General features: G+C 59.3%; 17 protein-coding genes. 11 read left to right on the forward strand and 6 right to left on the reverse strand.

Features of this window, described 5'->3' with window-relative positions:
* Position 1 precedes the first annotated feature (1 nt).
* On the reverse strand, positions 2-1,099 hold the full coding sequence (locus RGR602_RS23775; protein WP_040114560.1) for an ABC transporter ATP-binding protein: 1,098 nt from the start codon (positions 1,097-1,099) through the stop codon (positions 2-4).
* Positions 1,100-1,307: 208 nt separating this feature from the next.
* Here RGR602_RS23775 and RGR602_RS23780 point away from each other — a divergent pair, with 208 nt between their 5' ends.
* The 7 genes from RGR602_RS23780 (at position 1,308) to RGR602_RS23805 (ending at position 7,618) form a co-directional block, all read left to right on the forward strand.
* Complete coding sequence (locus tag RGR602_RS23780) at positions 1,308-2,018, forward strand: GntR family transcriptional regulator (protein WP_040114561.1); 711 nt, start codon at positions 1,308-1,310, stop codon at positions 2,016-2,018.
* An 89-nt stretch (positions 2,019-2,107) separates the two neighbouring features.
* Positions 2,108-3,469, forward strand: a complete 1,362-nt coding sequence (locus RGR602_RS23785; RefSeq protein ID WP_052451733.1) for an aspartate aminotransferase family protein — start codon at positions 2,108-2,110, stop codon at positions 3,467-3,469.
* Entirely contained in the window at positions 3,466-5,181 is a 1,716-nt protein-coding gene (locus tag RGR602_RS23790) for an acetolactate synthase catalytic subunit (RefSeq protein WP_040114562.1), read from the forward strand. The genes RGR602_RS23785 and RGR602_RS23790 overlap by 4 nt, the downstream gene beginning before the upstream one ends.
* A complete protein-coding gene (locus RGR602_RS23795) occupies positions 5,178-5,954 on the forward strand; it encodes an SDR family NAD(P)-dependent oxidoreductase (protein ID WP_040114563.1) in 777 nt (258 codons plus the stop codon). The genes RGR602_RS23790 and RGR602_RS23795 overlap by 4 nt, the downstream gene beginning before the upstream one ends.
* A gap of 13 nt (positions 5,955-5,967) precedes the next feature.
* On the forward strand, positions 5,968-6,687 hold the full coding sequence (locus RGR602_RS23800) for a winged helix-turn-helix transcriptional regulator (protein ID WP_052451734.1): 720 nt from the start codon (positions 5,968-5,970) through the stop codon (positions 6,685-6,687).
* Between the two features lie 215 nt (positions 6,688-6,902).
* Positions 6,903-7,193 (forward strand): hypothetical protein, encoded by a 291-nt coding sequence (locus RGR602_RS36345; RefSeq protein WP_223844113.1) that lies wholly within the window; start codon positions 6,903-6,905, stop codon positions 7,191-7,193.
* A 143-nt stretch (positions 7,194-7,336) separates the two neighbouring features.
* Entirely contained in the window at positions 7,337-7,618 is a 282-nt protein-coding gene (locus RGR602_RS23805; protein ID WP_040114564.1) for a hypothetical protein, read from the forward strand.
* A 236-nt stretch (positions 7,619-7,854) separates the two neighbouring features.
* On the opposite strand, the gene RGR602_RS23810 is transcribed toward RGR602_RS23805, so the two are convergent.
* Both RGR602_RS23810 and RGR602_RS23815 read right to left on the reverse strand, forming a co-directional pair.
* Entirely contained in the window at positions 7,855-9,030 is a 1,176-nt protein-coding gene (locus RGR602_RS23810) for a glycerate kinase family protein (RefSeq protein WP_040114565.1), read from the reverse strand.
* Positions 9,031-9,048: 18 nt separating this feature from the next.
* Positions 9,049-10,389: an SLC13 family permease gene (locus RGR602_RS23815; protein WP_040116412.1), complete on the reverse strand. Its 1,341-nt coding sequence runs from the start codon at positions 10,387-10,389 to the stop codon at positions 9,049-9,051.
* Positions 10,390-10,711: 322 nt separating this feature from the next.
* Here RGR602_RS23815 and RGR602_RS23820 point away from each other — a divergent pair, with 322 nt between their 5' ends.
* Positions 10,712-12,322 carry a sensor histidine kinase gene (locus RGR602_RS23820; protein WP_040114566.1) on the forward strand — a complete coding sequence of 537 codons (1,611 nt, stop codon included), beginning with the start codon at positions 10,712-10,714 and terminating at the stop codon, positions 12,320-12,322.
* Entirely contained in the window at positions 12,297-12,974 is a 678-nt protein-coding gene (locus tag RGR602_RS23825) for a response regulator transcription factor (protein ID WP_040114567.1), read from the forward strand. The genes RGR602_RS23820 and RGR602_RS23825 overlap by 26 nt, the downstream gene beginning before the upstream one ends.
* A 136-nt stretch (positions 12,975-13,110) precedes the next feature.
* Here the strand turns inward: RGR602_RS23825 and RGR602_RS23830 are convergent, their stop codons facing one another.
* Positions 13,111-14,115 carry an inorganic phosphate transporter gene (locus tag RGR602_RS23830; RefSeq protein ID WP_040114568.1) on the reverse strand — a complete coding sequence of 335 codons (1,005 nt, stop codon included), beginning with the start codon at positions 14,113-14,115 and terminating at the stop codon, positions 13,111-13,113.
* Positions 14,115-14,756, reverse strand: a complete 642-nt coding sequence (locus tag RGR602_RS23835; protein ID WP_040114569.1) for a DUF47 domain-containing protein — start codon at positions 14,754-14,756, stop codon at positions 14,115-14,117. Before RGR602_RS23835 ends, RGR602_RS23830 begins: the two co-directional genes overlap by 1 nt.
* 573 nt (positions 14,757-15,329) lie before the next feature.
* Between RGR602_RS23835 and RGR602_RS23840 the strand changes: the two genes are divergently transcribed.
* Positions 15,330-15,536, forward strand: a complete 207-nt coding sequence (locus RGR602_RS23840) for a cold-shock protein (RefSeq protein WP_022713126.1) — start codon at positions 15,330-15,332, stop codon at positions 15,534-15,536.
* Between the two features lie 266 nt (positions 15,537-15,802).
* Here the strand turns inward: RGR602_RS23840 and RGR602_RS23845 are convergent, their stop codons facing one another.
* Entirely contained in the window at positions 15,803-16,273 is a 471-nt protein-coding gene (locus RGR602_RS23845) for a ProQ/FINO family protein (protein WP_040114570.1), read from the reverse strand.
* A gap of 194 nt (positions 16,274-16,467) precedes the next feature.
* On the opposite strand from RGR602_RS23845, the gene RGR602_RS23850 reads away from it, so the two are divergent.
* The gene (locus RGR602_RS23850) at positions 16,468-16,734 is read left to right on the forward strand and encodes a DUF2277 domain-containing protein (RefSeq protein ID WP_040116413.1); all 267 of its coding nucleotides are present in this window, start codon (positions 16,468-16,470) and stop codon (positions 16,732-16,734) included.
* Positions 16,735-16,981 lie beyond the last annotated feature (247 nt).

The following is a 16,981-nucleotide window of genomic DNA, read 5'->3' on the forward strand; positions in this document are numbered from 1 at the left end:
CTCACGACCCTTGCCTTTCGAACACATGCAGGCTGTCTTCGTGTGCCACGATGTCGACACGCGCGCCGGCATCGAGACCGGCCGGTTTGGTATCGACGGATGTCTGGATCTGGATAAGCGGACGGCCATCGGTTTCGGCGCGCACCAGATGAAGCTCGCAGGCTCCGGTGAACACACTCGCTTCAAGCGTTCCGGGAATGACGTTCCTTCCGCCCTTGCCGCGTGCCGTCAGGCATAGCTTTTCCGGGCGCATGGCAAGTTTAAGCCGCGCGCCTGGACGGATGGTGCCGTTGACGCTGCTTGCCTGCAGCACGACGGTCTCCCCAAGCCTCACCGCATGAAAACCCTCATGAAGGCCAAGATAGATTCCCTCGGCAAAGCTCATTCGCCCGATGAAATCGGCAACGAATGCGGTTTGCGGCTGCCGGTAAAGCGATGCAGGGCTTCCCACTTGGGCGATCTCGCCGGCCGCCATGACGGCGACCCGATCCGACATGGTGAGCGCTTCCTCCTGATCGTGCGTGACATAGATCACCGTTGCACCAAGGCGTTGCTGAAGCTGCTTGATCTCCAACTGCATGGTCTCCCGCAGCTTCTTGTCGAGCGCGCCGAGCGGCTCGTCCATGAGGAGCACCGGAGGCTCGAAGACAATGGCACGGGCAACTGCGACGCGCTGCTGCTGGCCGCCCGACAGTTGATGGGGATAGCGGCGAGCGAGGTCATCGAGCTGCACGAGTTCGAGCGTCTCGGCCACCTTGCGTTCCCGTTCGTTTCGCGGCAGGCGGCGCATCTTCAGGGGAAAGGCGATGTTTTCGGCAACCGTCATGTGCGGAAACAGCGCATAGCGCTGGAACACCATGCCGATGTCGCGCCGATTAGGCGGGAGCTGCGTGACGTCCCGCCCGCCGATGACGATGCGCCCGGCGCTTGGCGTCTCAAAGCCGGCAATCATGGTCAGAAGCGTCGTCTTTCCCGAGCCCGATGGCCCGAGGATCGAAACGAATTCGCCAGCTTCGACCTCAAGCGTCACGCTTCGGACCGCGGTATGGGCGCCATACTGCTTGCATGCGCCGTCGATGAATATGGGGGCACCGATCAAGTTTACTCCCTCCTACAGAATTTGAGCCGTCCTTACGGTTTGAAGACATAGCTTTGCCGCTCCGGCGGCGGGTTCCCACGCCGCAATCTCCGCCCAGCGTTGCTAATATTCACAATCTCGTTATGCTGTTACATTAAACCGTAATATTCCTGTTACATGTGTTTTGTTGCAACAAAAACGCGGCATGTCAATGCCAGGGGGAGAAAATATGGACGACAGTACAACTGCGGGTGCGTCTGGTGCGGAAGGCCACCAGGGGCGCCTTAGCGATTATGTCTATGAATCACTCAAGGACCAGCTCACCCGCGGCGCTTACAGCCCCGGCAAGAAGCTGCCGATCCGCACTGTCGCCGAGACCTTGGGCGTCGGTTCTACTCCGGCGCGCGAGGCGATCAATCGACTCGTCTTCGAGGGCGCCTTGGTGATGTCGGGTCCGAAGACAGTCATCGTTCCCTACCTCGATCTTGCGGGGCTTTATGAGGTGACGCAGATGCGGCTTGCCCTCGAAGGGCTTGCGGCCGAAAAAGGTGCTGCCAACGCAACCGACGAAACCGTCGAAACTCTTTTGAAATTACAGGAGAAAATCAGTCTGTCCCTCGACGAGAAGCGATACCGGGATGCGCTACACGTCAATAAAGAGTTTCATTTTACCATCTACCGTCTTTGTGGCATGCCGCATCTTCTTTCGACGATCGAAGCTTTATGGCTGCGTGTCGGATCATCCTTCCACGACCTCTATCCGGAATTTGCCGAGCAGCGCTACGGCGTCCACAACCACATGGTCGCCATCGAGGCGCTGGCCGAGGGTGAGGCGTCTTTCGTGCGAGCGGCGATGGAAAATGACATTCGCGACGGCTACAGGCGCCTCAAGAAGGCGGCCCAGTCGCGCACTGGTCATCGCGCAGCGCCCTTCGGTTGATCTTTTTTGTTGCAACTTCTTCGCCATTGTGATTTTTGTTGTAACATAATTGCAATGTTCGGACGCACGGTGCGTCCCGGAGGAAGAAGATGCTTCATACACGTGACATTTCCGGGGACCGGCCGCTGTCGCGCGCCCGGTCCCATCATTTTTTCAACAGAGGGCGGAAAATCTTTCCCTCGGGCGTGACGCGGGTGACCGTCGAGCGTCAACCGGTACCGGTCTACATTGCCCGCGGCGAAGGGGCTTATGTGCTCGACGTCGACGGCAACCGGTTCCTGGATCTCAACAACAATTTCACGACGCTGATCCACGGCCACGGTTTCCTGCCGGTCGCCGACGCCGTTGCCGACCTCCTTCACCGCGGAACCTGCTTTTCCAATCCGACGGAACACGAAATCGACCTTGCCGAACTCCTCGCCGAGCGCATTCCGGCGATCGAACACGTTCGCTTCGTCAACAGCGGGACCGAAGCCGTGATGTTTGCGATCAAGGCGGCGCGTGCCTTTACGGGCCGGACCGGCATCGTCCGCGTCGAGGGCGCCTATCATGGCGCCTATGACTGGGCCGAGGCCGGTCAGGCGAGTTCACCGACACGTTGGGGGGACGGGTCGAGACCCAATGCGATTCCCGCCTATCGCGGGACGCCCCCGTCGGTCGCCGACGACGTTGCCGTCATTCGCTTCAATGATGTCGAGGGCATCGAACGCAGAATGGCGGACGTAGGTGCCAGAACGGCCTGCGTCCTGATCGATCCGATGCCGAGCCGCGCGGGGCTGATCGAGCCGAAGGCGGATTTCCTGCAGGCGTTGCAGGCTGCCGCGCACAAGCACGGCGTTCTCCTCGTCGCCGATGAAGTGCTCAATCTGCGGCAATCCTATCGCGGCGCCTCGGCCCGCTATGGCCTCGAACCGGATCTGATTGCCTGCGGCAAGATCATCGGCGGCGGCTTTCCAGTAGGCGCTGTCGGTGGACGGGCAAACGTCATGAGCGTTTTCGCCAACGACAAGGGAAAGCCGCTCCTGCCGCAGGGCGGAACATTTTCGGCAAACCCCGTGTCGATGGTGGCCGGCCGTGTCGCGATGGAGGCGATGACCGAGGAGGCCTTCCATGGCCTGGAGCGCCTTGGGGACAACGTCCGGTCCGGATTGCAGAACGCAATCGATCGCACCGGCGCGCCCTTCAGCGTCAGCGGTGCCGCCTCGCTGTTTCGCATCCATCCGAAGAAGCAGGCACCCAGCGACTATCGAAGCGGCTATCCGACACAGGCCGAAAACGACATCAACACCGCGCTTTCCGATTATTTCCTTCATCGCGGCATCCTGCTGCCGAACGGCGCCGCCGCCTGCCTGTCGACCGCAATGACGGCCTACGACGCCGATGCGGTCGTCACGACCTTCTCCGACTTCCTCTCGACCCCTGCCGCTCAAGAATTCGAGGCCTCCCGATGACGCATTCCCCTGACATGTTGACAGTCGCAGAGCGTATTGCGCTCAGCTTGAAGCGGCACGACGTTTCAATGATCTTTGCGCAAAGCCTTCCATCCGCCGTCATTCTCGCAGCCGAAGCGATCGGCATACGGCAGGTTGCCTACCGGCAGGAAAACATGGGCGGCACGATGGCCGATGGCTATGCGCGGCGATCGGGAAAGGTCGGGGTCGTCGCCGCCCAGAACGGTCCGGCGGCGACACTTCTCGTTCCGCCGCTCGCCGAAGCCCTGAAGGCCTCCGTGCCGATCGTCGCCCTCGTTCAGGACGTCGAACGGGATCAGGCCGATCGAAACGCCTTCCAGGAACTCGACCATCTGGCGCTCTTCCAGTCCTGCACAAAATGGGTGAGAAAGGTGACCGTTCCCGAACGCATCGACGACTATGTCGACGCCGCGTTCACCGCCGCGGTATCGGGACGGCCGGGACCTGTCGCCCTGCTGCTTCCCGCCGACCTCCTGCGCGCCGAGATCGAGGCGCCGGTGCTGTGCCGGTCGGTGAGCTTGGGACGATGGCCGCTTGACCGCAACCGTCCGGCAGACGCAGATATCGCGCGGGCTGCGGCATTAATCGCCGCGGCACGGGCGCCCGTTGTCATCGCCGGCGGCGGCGTGCATGCAAGCTGCGCCGCTCAGTCTCTTGCAAAGCTCCAGGAGGAAGCATGCCTTCCCGTTCTGACGACTAATATGGGCAAGGGTGCCGTGGACGAACATCATCCACTATCGGCTGGTGTCCTGGGCGCGTTGGTCGGTCCGAAATCGCTCGGCCGCCATACGCTTGCCCTTGTCCAGGAGGCGGATATTGTTCTCCTCATCGGGACGAGAACCAATCAGAACGGCACCGACAGTTGGCGTCAGATTAACCCAGCCTCGGCCGTCATCCATATCGACGTCGACCCTTCGGAAATCGGACGCACCTATGAAGCCGTCAGGCTGGCAGGTGATGCGGCCGAGACCATTGACGCGTTACGGGCAGCCCTTGCGACGCGCGATCTGTCGAAACGTCACGCCGCGCGTGCGGACCTGGTTGAACGCATCGCCAGCTGCTGGGCCATGTTTGACGCCGAACGGCAAGGCGTCAGTCATTCAGGTGCAACTCCGATCCGGCCGGAACGGATCATGCGCGAGCTGCAATCGCAATTGACAGCAGATACGACGGTCGTCGCAGACGCGAGCTACTCCTCAATGTGGGTTGCAGGACAGCTCCGATCGCTTTCAGCCGGGATGCGGTTTTTGACGCCGCGCGGTCTTGCGGGTCTCGGTTGGGGGTTGCCGCTTGCGCTGGGCGCAAAACTTGCCGATCCGGACAAGCCCGTTGTCGTCCTCGTCGGCGACGGCGGTTTTGCCCACAGCTGGGCGGAGCTCGAGACAATGGTCCGAAGCAACATCCCCGTGCTGATCATCGTTCTCAACAACGGTATCCTCGGGTTTCAGCGCGACGCAGAGACCGTAAAATTCGGACGCTTCACCAGCGCCTGCCATTTTGTCGATGTCGATCACAGCCAAATCGCTGCAGCGTGCGGATGCCCGGCTGTCCGTGTCAGCGTCGCCGACGGGCTTGCCGAACATATCCGCACGGGGCTAACCGGCAACAAATCTCTGATGATCGAGGTCTTGACCGATCCCGAGGCCCATCCGCCTCTGTCACTTTTTGCCGCAATGGACGAGGCGGCATGAGCACCGGCGGGACAGGGCGGGTCGCCGTCATCAGCGGCGGCACCACTGGCATCGGCCTTGCAACTGCCCGTCGGTTCCTGAGGGATGGCTATCGCGTCGGCGTTTTCGGGCACAGCGCCGAAAGCGTCGAGCAAGCCGGCGCCAGTCTTGCCGCGAGCATCGAAGCGGGTCGCGCGGTCGCCTCGCAGGTCGACCTTCGGAAGCCCGAAGCCATTCAGAGCTTCTTCAATGACATCCGCGCTCGCTTTGGTGCGCCGTCGGTCCTGGTCTGCTGCGCCGGGGTCTCACCGAAAGGCAACAATGGCCCGTCACTGGTCGGTACCATTCCGCGCGGGGAATGGGATGACGTGCTTTCCATCAATCTGACAGGTGCCATGCTGTGCTGCCAGTACGCTTTGCCCGATATGCAGAACAACCGCTTCGGGCGCATCATCTTCGTAGGATCGCTCGCTGGCCGGACGCGACCATTGATTGCCGGGCCTGCCTATGCGGTCTCGAAGGCAGCCCTTGCCGGATTGTCACGTTCGCTTGTAACCCAATACGGACGCTTCGGTATCACCGCCAATGTTGTTGCACCCGGCCGAATTCTGACCGGAATGACGGGTCCGGCTTCAAGCGATGTCAATCGTGAGGCCATTAGGCGAATTCCGGCCGGCCGCTTGGGGACAGCCGACGAGGTCTCGGCCGCCATCGTGTTTCTCGCATCCGACGAGGCAGGCTTCGTCAATGGCGCGATACTCGACGTCAATGGCGGCGAGTTTACGCCAAGCTGAGAGGAGGACTGAGATGGAAAATCGGGTGCTAATCTGCACAGAGGATCCGGAGCTTTATCTTCTCCTAAACCACATCCTTTCCGTAGAGGGGTTTCCGAGCCAGCTCGCCGACGGTGACGCCGATGTCGAATCTTGTCTGCAGAAAGGCGGACTGCTTGCCGTCATCTTCGATGGTGTTGCCTGGCACGGCGATATCGTCGCCCTTTGCAGCCTGTCAAAACAGGCTGGACTTGCCGTCGGCGCGTTGATCGCCGGCGACATGCGAACCATGCATCTGCAGATGATCAAGGCCGGGCTTGATGACGGCATCATGCGACCGCTTGACCCCGAACGCCTGCTTGCCTTTCTCCGGCACGCGCGTCGTGCGTCCGGTGATCCGTCTGCCTTTGGCGAAGTCCCGCCGTCAGCTTCGCCCACCCATATATCGGTTTCGTCCGAACTACAGCACGTCACCATCAGTGGAAGGCGTCTGGCGTTAACCTCCATCGAAGGTCGGATCCTTGAGACACTCGTTCGCCACCGCAACAGGACCTGCTCCAGGGACGATTTGCTGACTGCCGTCTGGCGAGAGCCGCACGACGTTGGCGCCCGCACCGTGGATGTCCATATCGCTCGCCTTCGAAAGGCTCTGTCCGCCTGTCATGACGTCCGGATCAAGACAGTCTATGGCGAAGGATATGCGCTCGTTTCAACGCGAAAGGGTGAGGAGTTATGCGTCGCGGCGAGGCGATAATGTTGGTGTCCTCAGGCAATCAACGGCTCACGTTGATCGTCCCCTGCAAGCTCACAGGATGTAGTCGCCGTCGACGCCGGACTTCGGTCGTTCCAATCTCTCACCGCCATGTGCAACTTTGTGGCAATTTCCCCGAGAATTTAGGGATATGCCTCCGACTTCTTTATGGCAATTATCGTGTTTGGTGCGGTAGTCGAAGAATGGGAACCAGTGGCATGTCGACCAATACCGAAAGCTGGCGTGCACTCTCCAAAAGGAAAGTATTGATCACCGAAAAGCTTCTGTCCCGGGATTTTCCCGGACGCCATGAGCTGCGGATGCAATTACTTTCGGCCCGTGTCAGTCCGATTGACCGCCAGGATAGTTTACAATCTCGCATCGTTGGTCCCGCTGCATTGGTCGAGGCCCGCTTTCCAACCGAAGCATATTATTTTGATGGACCCGACAGAAATAGTGGACCAGCTGTTCATCTGCCTCATTCACGTCGTCGAAGGCAATTTGCATGAACTCGAAATCTACAAAGACGACCGCCGCAACTAGCGTTCTTCCTGCGGATTAGGACCTAACGAAACTGCATCTCTTTTAATCCGCCAACTCTTGTAGTCCTGCCATCTTCATCACTCAAATCATCACGGGAGGCGAGCACATTATGAAAATCGATCAAGTTTACGCGTTCGAGGTGGTTGCCGGAAGCGAGGAGCTCCTCGGATACGAAGCCACCGAAGAGGACGCACGCAAAGCTGCCCTGGCGCATCTCCGCGAACTGCGGGTGAGGGATCGAATGAAAATCAAGGTCCCGACGGGGATCTACAAAGTTTGGTTGAAGCCAATCGACACGTCGCTGCTTCTCGAAATCATGAACGTCCCGGACGAACGTGCGGATTGGCGGCTCGTAGAACGCATGGAGCGCATTGCGGTCGTAACGGAATGATGGCGACCACCCCGGCATACTGCTTGTCGTGACACCCCGGCGTCCCGGTCAAAGGCCGCGTCCCGCACCGCCGGCGGCAGTCTCGACCAGCTTTACAAGGCGTGGCCCCATTCACTGCCAACCGCGGTCGCGGCCCGCATTCTCCGCAACCTTATCTTTCTTGCCTCGCGTCATCCTGACCTTGGGCCGGGCCGCCTCGCCGTTTTCGCCATTTCCGCACAATGGAATGTCGGCTCTTAAGATCGCAATACCGAACGCGTCGCAAGCATTAGACGCACGGCCTGTTCAGCCGCTTCCGTAAGCAGAGCTTCAGTTTCGCGGATCGCGTCTTCCAGCGTACAGGGCCGGTTGAGGATGCTGAACACCGCATCAATTCCGATCTCCCGTGTCGTCTCAACGCCCGCACCGACGGTCCCGGCCAAGGCGAGAACCGGCAGCTTGTGGCGTTTGGCCCGACGTGCGATCTCCGCCGGAACCTTGCCGTGCCGCGTTTGTCCATCAATCCCGCCTTCGGCGGTCATCACCAGGTCAGTCTTGGACAGCCTTCGATCGAGTTTTATGTGTCGAAGAATGAGATCGAAACGGGGATGCAGCTTGGCGTGGGCGAACGCGTGGAGGCCTGCCCCAAGTCCCCCCGATGCCCCACCTCCCTTCAAGGGCTCGACGTCGACATTGAGATCGCGGCGAACAACCCGGACAAATGTCTGAAGACCTTGTTCCAGAATGGCCACCTGATCCGGCGTCGCACCCTTCTGCGGTCCGAATATCCGTGCAACGCCGTTCTTTCCGAGCAGCATGTTGTAAGGATTGACGGCGACGTCGATGCTCACCTTCTCAAGGCGAGCATCGCGATCAGTAGCATCGATACGGTCAAGCGAACGCAGTGCCGCCCCATTGCCGGCAATCGGTTGGCCGTATCGATCCAGGAGGTGGACGCCAAGCGCCTGCGCCATGCCGGCGCCCGCATCGTTAATGCCGGAATCGCCGCAGCCCAGGATGATGCGTTCGGCTCCGAGGTCGAGTGCCGCGCGGATCATTTCACCGACACCGTAACTGGTTGTTCGAGTGGGATCGCGCATATCCTTTGGCACGAGACGCAACCCGGCAGCGGCAGCCATCTCGATCACCGCCGTGCGTTTCCTCCGTCCTGAAAGAAGGCCGATATGGGCATCGACGGGTTGACCTACCGGACCTGTCACGGTGAGTGGATGCAGTTTGCCCCCCAGGAGATCCACCATGGTTTGGACAAAGCCTTCGCCGCCATCGATCATTGGCATGCGCGTGATCTTGGCCCGTGGGAGAGCGTTGCGCACGCCCCGTGCGATCGCGTCTGCGACTTCACGAACGCCGAGCCCTTCCTTGAAGCCTGAAGGTGCCACCAGAACACGTAAACGCCTGTGCTTTTTCGACATAGAAACTCCTAACGCTACCTACACCAACATCAATTCGATGGCGGGCCAGACGATCAGCACGAAGGCCATGATCAGAAGAAAATGAACGGGCATAAGCACCGCACTGAGCCGAACGAGGTCACCCGCGCTATAGGCGTTCTCCTCCAACCGCCCAAAGAGCGCGACCGGTTTTGCGCTGACCATCAGCGTCTGACAAAGGCCTGTCGCCGAGACCAGCGTCAGCATCACCATGACGGCATCTGCGCCTGACGCCTGAGCAAGGATCAGGGTCGGCGGCAGCAAGATCGATACCCGCGCAGTGCGGCTATGAATGATCAGATGAGACAGCAATCCGATCATGGCAACGAGCGCGATGAACATGATGGAGGGCAATTCCCCTGCTCGCAGAGGACGGAACACCATCGTGACCAGTGACTCGTTCAGCCCGGAAGTCACGAAACCATCTGCAAGGCAGATCATCGCGGCAAGGAAGACCAAAAGCGACAGGTCAACGTCGCGGAGGGCATCGCGAAATGATATTGATCCGACGCCGGGAAAGAAGACAGCAAGCGCGCCGATAAGCGCAAGGATCGTCGGGTCGATCCCATGCATCGGTTCCGTCAGCCAGCCGGTCACCACGGCCGCGGCGATCCAGAAGATCGGCTGACGCGGAAGCGGCTCGCGCTTAAGGCTGTTTGGAGGAAGGACGAGCATGCCTCGCCGTTCTTGCGCCGTCAAAAAGAGCCGCAGGATAATACTGGTCGAAAGAAATACGCTTGAAGCGGCAAAAGGCAGGCCCAAAACAACCCAATCAAGATATCCGATCTCCTGACCGGACAGCCGTTGCACCATATCGATGGCGACGAGATGTGCGCCGGCACCAATCGGCGAGGCGAAGGCTGATAAAAGCACGATCGTCGGAAACAACAGCGCGAACGCCCTTCGCACCCGAGCACTGGTACAGTTCCCGGCAATTGCCGCGTAGGCCGGCACCATCATGGCCGCCCGGCCCGATGTGGAGGGAATGACGAAAGCGGTCGCGAGAAGTATCGCCGTCAGGACATAGGCAAGGGACTGAACCGAGCGCAAGCGACCGGCGGCCAGAGCAATGAGCTGGTCGGTAATGCCGCTCGCCTTGAAGGCTGCGGCCAGCAGAAACGATGCAAGAAGAAGCCAGATCAGCTGGTCGCCAAGAGTACCGAACAGAGCTTCCGGTTTTCCGGTAACGAACAACGTCATTGCAACGGCTGAAGTGACAGCAACAAAGGTGTCGTCGAGTGATGTCAAAGTCCACCCGACCAATGCGAGCACAAGAATCTGCAGGGAACGCCGGGCCTCCAGCGCCATCCCGGAGGCAAGAAGCTCGATTGCAATGGTCATCGACACTGCAACGAATACACCGACCGCTGGATGCCACCGCGTCGACGGCGTAGCCGATTGCGCGCCGGGCAAAGTCCGCCCGGATAGGGGCTGCGGCCAAATGTCTGCCTTCTCCATTAAGCGGCTCCGTTTAACGATTGGGGCGCCAAGTGCGCGCAACGGCCCTCCATCTCCTGTGCAATCTTAATGATCGCAGGTTAGAGGACGGGGTGCGGAAGGTTAGAATTTGGTGAGAGGCGTGCTGTTTGCAGCGCAAACCCTTGTCCTGGACCCTCTGATCGGCAATCCTTGGCAACGAGCTCCCAACCAGACACGAGGCAGTATGACCGTCCGGCGGCGCATTTTTCTCTTCCAGTTAGTCACGATCGTCTTTGTCGCGGTGGTTGTCTGCCTGATGCTGATCACCCTCAAGCTGACGGACGATTTCGTAAATCGCATTGACGGCGTTCACTCTCGCTTCGAGGCGATCAGCGAACTTGACGGGCTCGGCAATAATTATGCCGAGCAGCTGGCCGAAGTCCTTCTGCTTGGCGCCGAACAGATGCCGGACTTCCAACTCGCACGGCAGCGGATGGAAGATGGATTCCGTGTGCTTGCCGAAGTGACGCGCAAGGAATTCGCCACGCTTGGAAGCCTTGGCGACGTTCAGCAGGAATTGCCGGAAGCAGAGTTCGCCGCACGGCTTCAGGAGTTCTATCGAGCGATAGATCGGGCGGCCGAGCGGGTTTTTAAGGCGCAGACGGCCGGCCAGCAGGATCGTGCCGTCGATATCTTCAGGCGAAGCATCGAGTATCGGCTTTCCAACGACTTTGAGACAATGCTCGAGGATGCCCGGCGCGAGGAGCGTGGAGAAGTTGCCGAAGAGCTGGCCCGGGTGAGAAGCACCCAACATACGGTCCTCATCGCTGCCGGAACGTTTTCGGTCCTTGTCATTGCAGCGGGGCTGGGTTTGGGCCTGACGCTGCAGCATTCGATCGCCCGGCCGGTCCGCCTCTTGGCGGCCGGTGCTGAGGCGATTGCCAATGGTCAACTCGATCATCGCATCCAGACGAGCCGCCGTGACGAATTCCTGGTACTTTCGCAAAGTTTCAACAAGATGGCCGAGGCGATCGAGCGCCAAAGAGCCAGCCTTAAATCCGCCCAGGCAAGACTCGAGCGCGAAGTCGATCAACGAACCCTTGAGCTGCGGCAGGCAAATGACCAGCTTCTGGCGCTTGATAGCAAGCGCAGCCAGTTCCTGGCGGATGCGAGCCACGAACTACGGACGCCGCTTACAATCTTGCGCGGTGAAGCCGAGGTGGCTCTTCGTGGGCGGCCGGGGCTTGCTGCCTTCCGCGATGCGTTGAATCGCATTCAGCTCTACGCAGCGGACATGGCGCGGTTGCTTGAGGATCTGATCGACTTCACGCGCACGGAGATCGACGACGTCACCTATGAGTTCGAAACGGTCGGGGCCGAAGACGTGGTCGTTGCGGCAGTTCATGAATGTGAAATCCTTGCGCAACAAAAGCAGGTGGACGTTCAACTCATCTCGCGAGCGCCGAAGCAGTTGATCCGGGCAGATCCCCGACGCTTGAAGCAGGCCTTGATGATCGGGATCGACAACGCAATCAAATATGCCGACCGCGGCGGTAGCATCGACATCGATATTTGTCGCAGCGGTGACGTCCTGGCGCTGACCGTCCGTGATCATGGCTGCGGGATTGATCCGGCGGAACTGCCTTACGTCTTCGACCGATATTATCGCGGAACAAACAACGCCAGCCGCGCGGCCACGGGTCTCGGCATCGGGCTGCCGATTGCCAAAACCATCGTCGAGCGGCATGGCGGCACCATCACCCTCGCGCCTGCGCCGCCGCGCGGCGCAGTTCTCACCATCCGGCTGCCTGTCGCAGAAGGGGAAACACATGCGGATATTGATTGTCGAGGATGACCGGCGGATTTCAGGCTTTCTGAGGCGCGGCCTTGAGGCGGAAGGCTATCACGTGCAACTTGCCGAGGATGGGCGAGATGGCCTCGAGCGTATCCGTCATGAGAGCGTCGATCTGGTCATACTCGATCGCATGATCCCCTATGTGGATGGCCTTGAAGTATGTCGAATCATCCGGCAGGAACGACGCTCCGTACTCGTCCTTATGCTGACTGCCAAGGAGAGTATCCGCGACCGCGTGGACGGGTTTCAAAGCGGCGCTGACGATTATCTCGTCAAGCCATTTGCGTTCGACGAACTGATTGCACGGATCGAGGCACTGCGCAGACGCCGCCCAACGCTCGAATGTACTGACCTTCTCCAGGTCGGTTCACTAACCCTCGATCCGGCAACGCGCCGCGTCACGAAGTCGGATCGCGAGATCGACTTCACCGTGCGGGAGTTCGAATTGCTCCGCTACCTTATGCTCAATGCCAACAAGGTGGTCAGCCGCCAGCGACTGTTGAACAACGTCTGGAACTACGATTTCGACCCCGGAACGAAGATCGTGGAAGTCTATATCCGTTATCTGAGGCGTAAACTCGGCGTGAGCGATCAGTTGGCTATCCGAACGGTGCGAGGCGTAGGCTATTCCCTTGTCGGAAGCGCGTCCTAGCATTGTATGATGCAGAAAACGAAGCGCGACTGCGGCGACACCCGATCGCGGTGTCGCTGCATTTCCGGTTCGATGGGATTGCGGCCCATTGTGAGCATGAAAGCTTGGCATCCCTCGGCGTTGCCTGACACTGTCGCTATTCAAACAAACGGGAACTCCAGTAGAAGAGAGCCGAGATGAGGGCCGCGGCTGGAAGCGTGACAACCCAGGCAATGACGATGTTTCCGGCCAGCCCCCAGCGCACCGCCGAAAGCCGTCTTGCGGCACCGACACCGATGATTGCGCCGGTGATCGTATGCGTGGTCGAGACGGGAATACCGAGCCATGTGGCGCCGAAAAGCGTCAGCGCGCCGCCCGTTTCGGCGCAAAATCCCTGCATCGGGTTGAGGCGAGTAATCTTGGAGCCCATCGTATGGACGATGCGCCAGCCGCCGAAAAGCGTTCCGAGCGCCATTGCCGCCTGGCAGGAGAGCACCACCCAAAACGGCACATGAAAACTTTGGCCGAGATAACCCTGCGAATAAAGCAGGACTGCAATGATGCCCATCGTCTTTTGCGCATCATTGCCTCCGTGGCCAAGCGAGTAGAGCGAGGCCGAGACAAATTGCATGACGCGAAACGTACGATCGACGGCAAAGGGCGTCTGACGTACAAAAATCCACGAGACGACGAGCACCAGAACAAGCGCGAGGAAAAAGCCAATCATAGGCGACATGACGATGGCGCCCGCCGTCTTGAGCAGACCGCTCCAGACAATCGAGCTTAAGCCTGTCTTGGCAAGTCCCGCGCCAACCAGCCCGCCGACCAGGGCGTGAGAGGAGCTTGAGGGAATGCCGAACATCCACGTGACAATGTTCCAGATGATCGCGCCCATCAGCGCCGCAAATATCACCTGCGGCGTGACAATACTCGGATTGATGATGCCGGTTCCAAGGGTCTCTGCGACATGCAGCCCGAAGAACAGGAATGCTATGAAATTGAAGAAAGCTGCCCAAAAGACAGCATAGTGCGGTCGCAGCACGCGGGTCGAAACGATGGTTGCGATCGAGTTGGCGGCGTCGTGCAGGCCGTTCAGAAAATCAAAGAACAGGGCAATCCCGATGAGGCCCACAAGCAGGGGGAAGGCAAGTGTAACCTCCATCAGACGTTCTCGATCACGATACCGCTGATCTCGTTGGCGACGTCCTCGAAGCGATCGACGACCCTCTCCAGCTCACCATAAATCTCGCTGCCGATAATATAGGCCATTGGATCCGAGGTGCCGTAGCGGCTGAAGAGATCCTTGAGGCCCCGGTCATGCAGATCGTCCGAACGACCTTCGACCCGAGTGACCTCTTCGGCGATGGCTGTAAGCCGAGGCGCATTGGATCCTATCCGGTCGAGTAGCGGAATAGCTTCCGCTATCAGATGTGCCGCCTGGACGATGGTCGCACCCATCTCCTGCATGCCCGGATCGAACGAAGTCTGCTGAAACAGACGGATGGTCTTGACCGTCTTTTGCATCATGTCGATCGCGTCATCCATCGATTGGATGAGATCCTTGATGTCGCCACGATCGAAAGGAGTGATGAAGCTTCTCCTGATGGCAAGCATCACCTCGCGCGTGATTTCGTCAGCTTCATTCTCAAGACGAACGATCGTCTCGCAATGGCGCTCGATCTCGCTGCCAGCTAACAACTGGTTCAAGGCTTCGGCAGCTCCGACTACGGTGCGCGAATGTTGCGCGAAGAGATCGAAGAAACGATCTTCACGCGGCATGAGTCTACGAAACCAGCTGATCATCGACATCCCATTTAACTGTCACAAATCTGTCATAATGGAGCGATGCCGGTGTGAAAAGCACCCGGTATCCTTGTTTTGGGGATAGTCGCAAACAGGTTACACATTCTGGGTTCATTGTGTTGGCGCAAGCCTGCGCAAGTACATCGACGATCGATCTCAAAAATCGACGACAATGCGGCGCAGGGACCGTCCATCCCTCAGCGATCTCGTTCGCCGCCCTTCTGGCCGATATTTACATCGACATTTCGACAGTTTGCCCACCGCGAGGACATCATGATGCTTCTGAATGCTTGCTCATGCGAATGGCTCGCTCGATTGGTATGGCGAAAACTTTGCAAAGCAGCGTCGCCGCGGATCCCAGTCGGGAAAAGCCTGAGCATTATCGTCAGGAAAGCAGCGCGGCGGCAGACAGCCCGGTGAACCGCAGGACTTTAACGATCTGAATGGGCAGTGTGATGCCGCAAAGCGGATTTTTGCCTTTGCCTTGCATTCAGAAGCGTCTATTTATGTCGCCGCAAGTTCCGATTTGGCGCACCAGGGTGCGGCAGGATTAAATGATCAAAGGAAGACGCTATGGCGACGGGTACCGTGAAGTGGTTCAATGCAACAAAAGGGTTTGGCTTCATCCAGCCCGATGACGGCAGCGGCGATGTCTTCGTTCACATTTCCGCGGTCGAGCGGGCCGGCCTGCGTGGCCTCAACGACGGCCAGAAGATTACCTATGAGCTGGTCAAGGATCGCAAGTCCGGCAAGATGTCGGCGGACAACCTGCAGGCCTGACGCCGATTGATCCGACAGTACGAAGGCCGGGTTCGCCCGGCCTTTTCCGCTTGCAGAAGGTTCGGACATCGAAGCAGCTCTGTTACCGCGCGTTTGGGCGGCAAACTCAAACGCAGGCGTGATTTTCGACCGTGTTAAGCGCCTGACGCGGGGCCGGAAGGGAATTCTTGTCGGCTCGCTTTGTGCGCGCCAGCTCTTGATCGATACGTTCTTCCACGCACAGATCATGAGAGATCTGCCCACCAAGGCGAGATAGATGGCGCTCGTCAGGTCTGGCGATCCCGTCTGAGAAGGGCGGCGCGGATCTGTTCAGTCTTGCTTGGGGGAGCTGGGGAAGCGGCCGGCTCGATACTGGAGGCGCTGTTCTCGTCGTTGCCTCGTTTCAGGCTGAGAAAGCGTTGCTGCGCAACAAGGCGGTCTTCGGTCGAAAGTGGTTCCACCGGCTTGCCATCGATATCATGGCGCATCGAGCCAGGTTGGGCGCTCGCGAAATAGTACCGTTTTGAGTGGACAAAGGAGCCAACGGCTCGGCGCAATGCCGTCGCTTTGACATCAGGCTTTGCCAGCGCACGGATATCGTTGAAGAGGCCGAGGGCGAAGGGACGGATCGGATCGCCTGGCTTATTGGGGAGAATGCCGATCGGACGGATCAGCAGTACGCGGATCGCCTCTGCCTTTTGAACATCGAACTCTGTTGCTACGATCGGTCCGTGGCTGACGGTCCAGGGTTTGTCCATGAGCTCCTACCTTGCGCTTCTTTTCACTACGGATCGATTGTGAAGAGACGTTGACAGCAGGTCTAATCTTCTAGATTTCCGCTGGCGGCGCTTTATCTAAACGTACACGGGCATTTCGCAAATAGCCCCCTGGCGCGGTTTAAGCGGCCGCCCGCCCTTAAGGTGGGGAGGAAATGAAGATTTGGGAGCAAGCCATGTGCAGAAACATAAGAACGCTGTTCAATTTCGATCCGCCGGCGACGGACGAGGAAATCCATGACGCTGCGCTGCAGTTCGTGCGAAAGCTGAGCGGTACGACCAAACCGGCGAAACGCAATGAGGCGGCGTTCGAGCGCGCGGTCGGTTCGATCGCGGCATGTGCCCGCGAACTGCTCGATGCGCTCGAAACGTCGCAACAGCCGCGCAACCGCGAGGAAGAAGCCGCAAAAGCGCGGGCGAGAAGTCTGACCCGGTTCGCGTGATTGCGCCGGACGGTCGGGCCTGCCGCCGCGAGCTGAGTTCAGCCTTCCAGGCGGGAGAGGCAGGCGCTCACAAGAGCGGTCTGGCCCATCTGGCACGTCGACTTCCGCGTAAAAAATAAGGGGGCACCCTCGGTGTCTCCCGCGGAAAGCTTGCCGGCGCAGTCGGTGAAAAATTCCAGTTCCAACGGCCTAATTTAACGGGGCACGTCATCGCACCGATCGCCAAGGTATAAAGAATCGCTAACCT

It is taken from the genome of Rhizobium gallicum bv. gallicum R602sp (assembly GCF_000816845.1).
In the GTDB taxonomy this organism is placed as follows: Bacteria; Pseudomonadota; Alphaproteobacteria; order Rhizobiales; family Rhizobiaceae; genus Rhizobium; species Rhizobium gallicum.

Excerpts from the sequence above, each read along its gene's own strand:
- RGR602_RS23780 (WP_040114561.1), top strand. The coding sequence starts at position 1,308 with ATGGACGACAGTACAACTGCGGGTGCGTCTGGTGCGGAAGGCCACCAG.
- RGR602_RS23795 (WP_040114563.1), top strand. The coding sequence starts at position 5,178 with ATGAGCACCGGCGGGACAGGGCGGGTCGCCGTCATCAGCGGCGGCACC.
- RGR602_RS23815 (WP_040116412.1), bottom strand. The coding sequence starts at position 10,389 with ATGACCATTGCAATCGAGCTTCTTGCCTCCGGGATGGCGCTGGAGGCC.
- RGR602_RS23805 (WP_040114564.1), top strand. The coding sequence starts at position 7,337 with ATGAAAATCGATCAAGTTTACGCGTTCGAGGTGGTTGCCGGAAGCGAG.
- RGR602_RS36345 (WP_223844113.1), top strand. The coding sequence starts at position 6,903 with ATGTCGACCAATACCGAAAGCTGGCGTGCACTCTCCAAAAGGAAAGTA.
- RGR602_RS23785 (WP_052451733.1), top strand. The coding sequence starts at position 2,108 with ATGCTTCATACACGTGACATTTCCGGGGACCGGCCGCTGTCGCGCGCC.
- RGR602_RS23790 (WP_040114562.1), top strand. The coding sequence starts at position 3,466 with ATGACGCATTCCCCTGACATGTTGACAGTCGCAGAGCGTATTGCGCTC.
- RGR602_RS23810 (WP_040114565.1), bottom strand. The coding sequence starts at position 9,030 with ATGTCGAAAAAGCACAGGCGTTTACGTGTTCTGGTGGCACCTTCAGGC.
- RGR602_RS23820 (WP_040114566.1), top strand. The coding sequence starts at position 10,712 with ATGACCGTCCGGCGGCGCATTTTTCTCTTCCAGTTAGTCACGATCGTC.
- RGR602_RS23835 (WP_040114569.1), bottom strand. The coding sequence starts at position 14,756 with ATGATCAGCTGGTTTCGTAGACTCATGCCGCGTGAAGATCGTTTCTTC.
- RGR602_RS23850 (WP_040116413.1), top strand. The coding sequence starts at position 16,468 with ATGTGCAGAAACATAAGAACGCTGTTCAATTTCGATCCGCCGGCGACG.
- RGR602_RS23825 (WP_040114567.1), top strand. The coding sequence starts at position 12,297 with ATGCGGATATTGATTGTCGAGGATGACCGGCGGATTTCAGGCTTTCTG.
- RGR602_RS23800 (WP_052451734.1), top strand. The coding sequence starts at position 5,968 with ATGGAAAATCGGGTGCTAATCTGCACAGAGGATCCGGAGCTTTATCTT.
- RGR602_RS23845 (WP_040114570.1), bottom strand. The coding sequence starts at position 16,273 with ATGGACAAACCCTGGACCGTCAGCCACGGACCGATCGTAGCAACAGAG.
- RGR602_RS23830 (WP_040114568.1), bottom strand. The coding sequence starts at position 14,115 with ATGGAGGTTACACTTGCCTTCCCCCTGCTTGTGGGCCTCATCGGGATT.
- RGR602_RS23840 (WP_022713126.1), top strand. The coding sequence starts at position 15,330 with ATGGCGACGGGTACCGTGAAGTGGTTCAATGCAACAAAAGGGTTTGGC.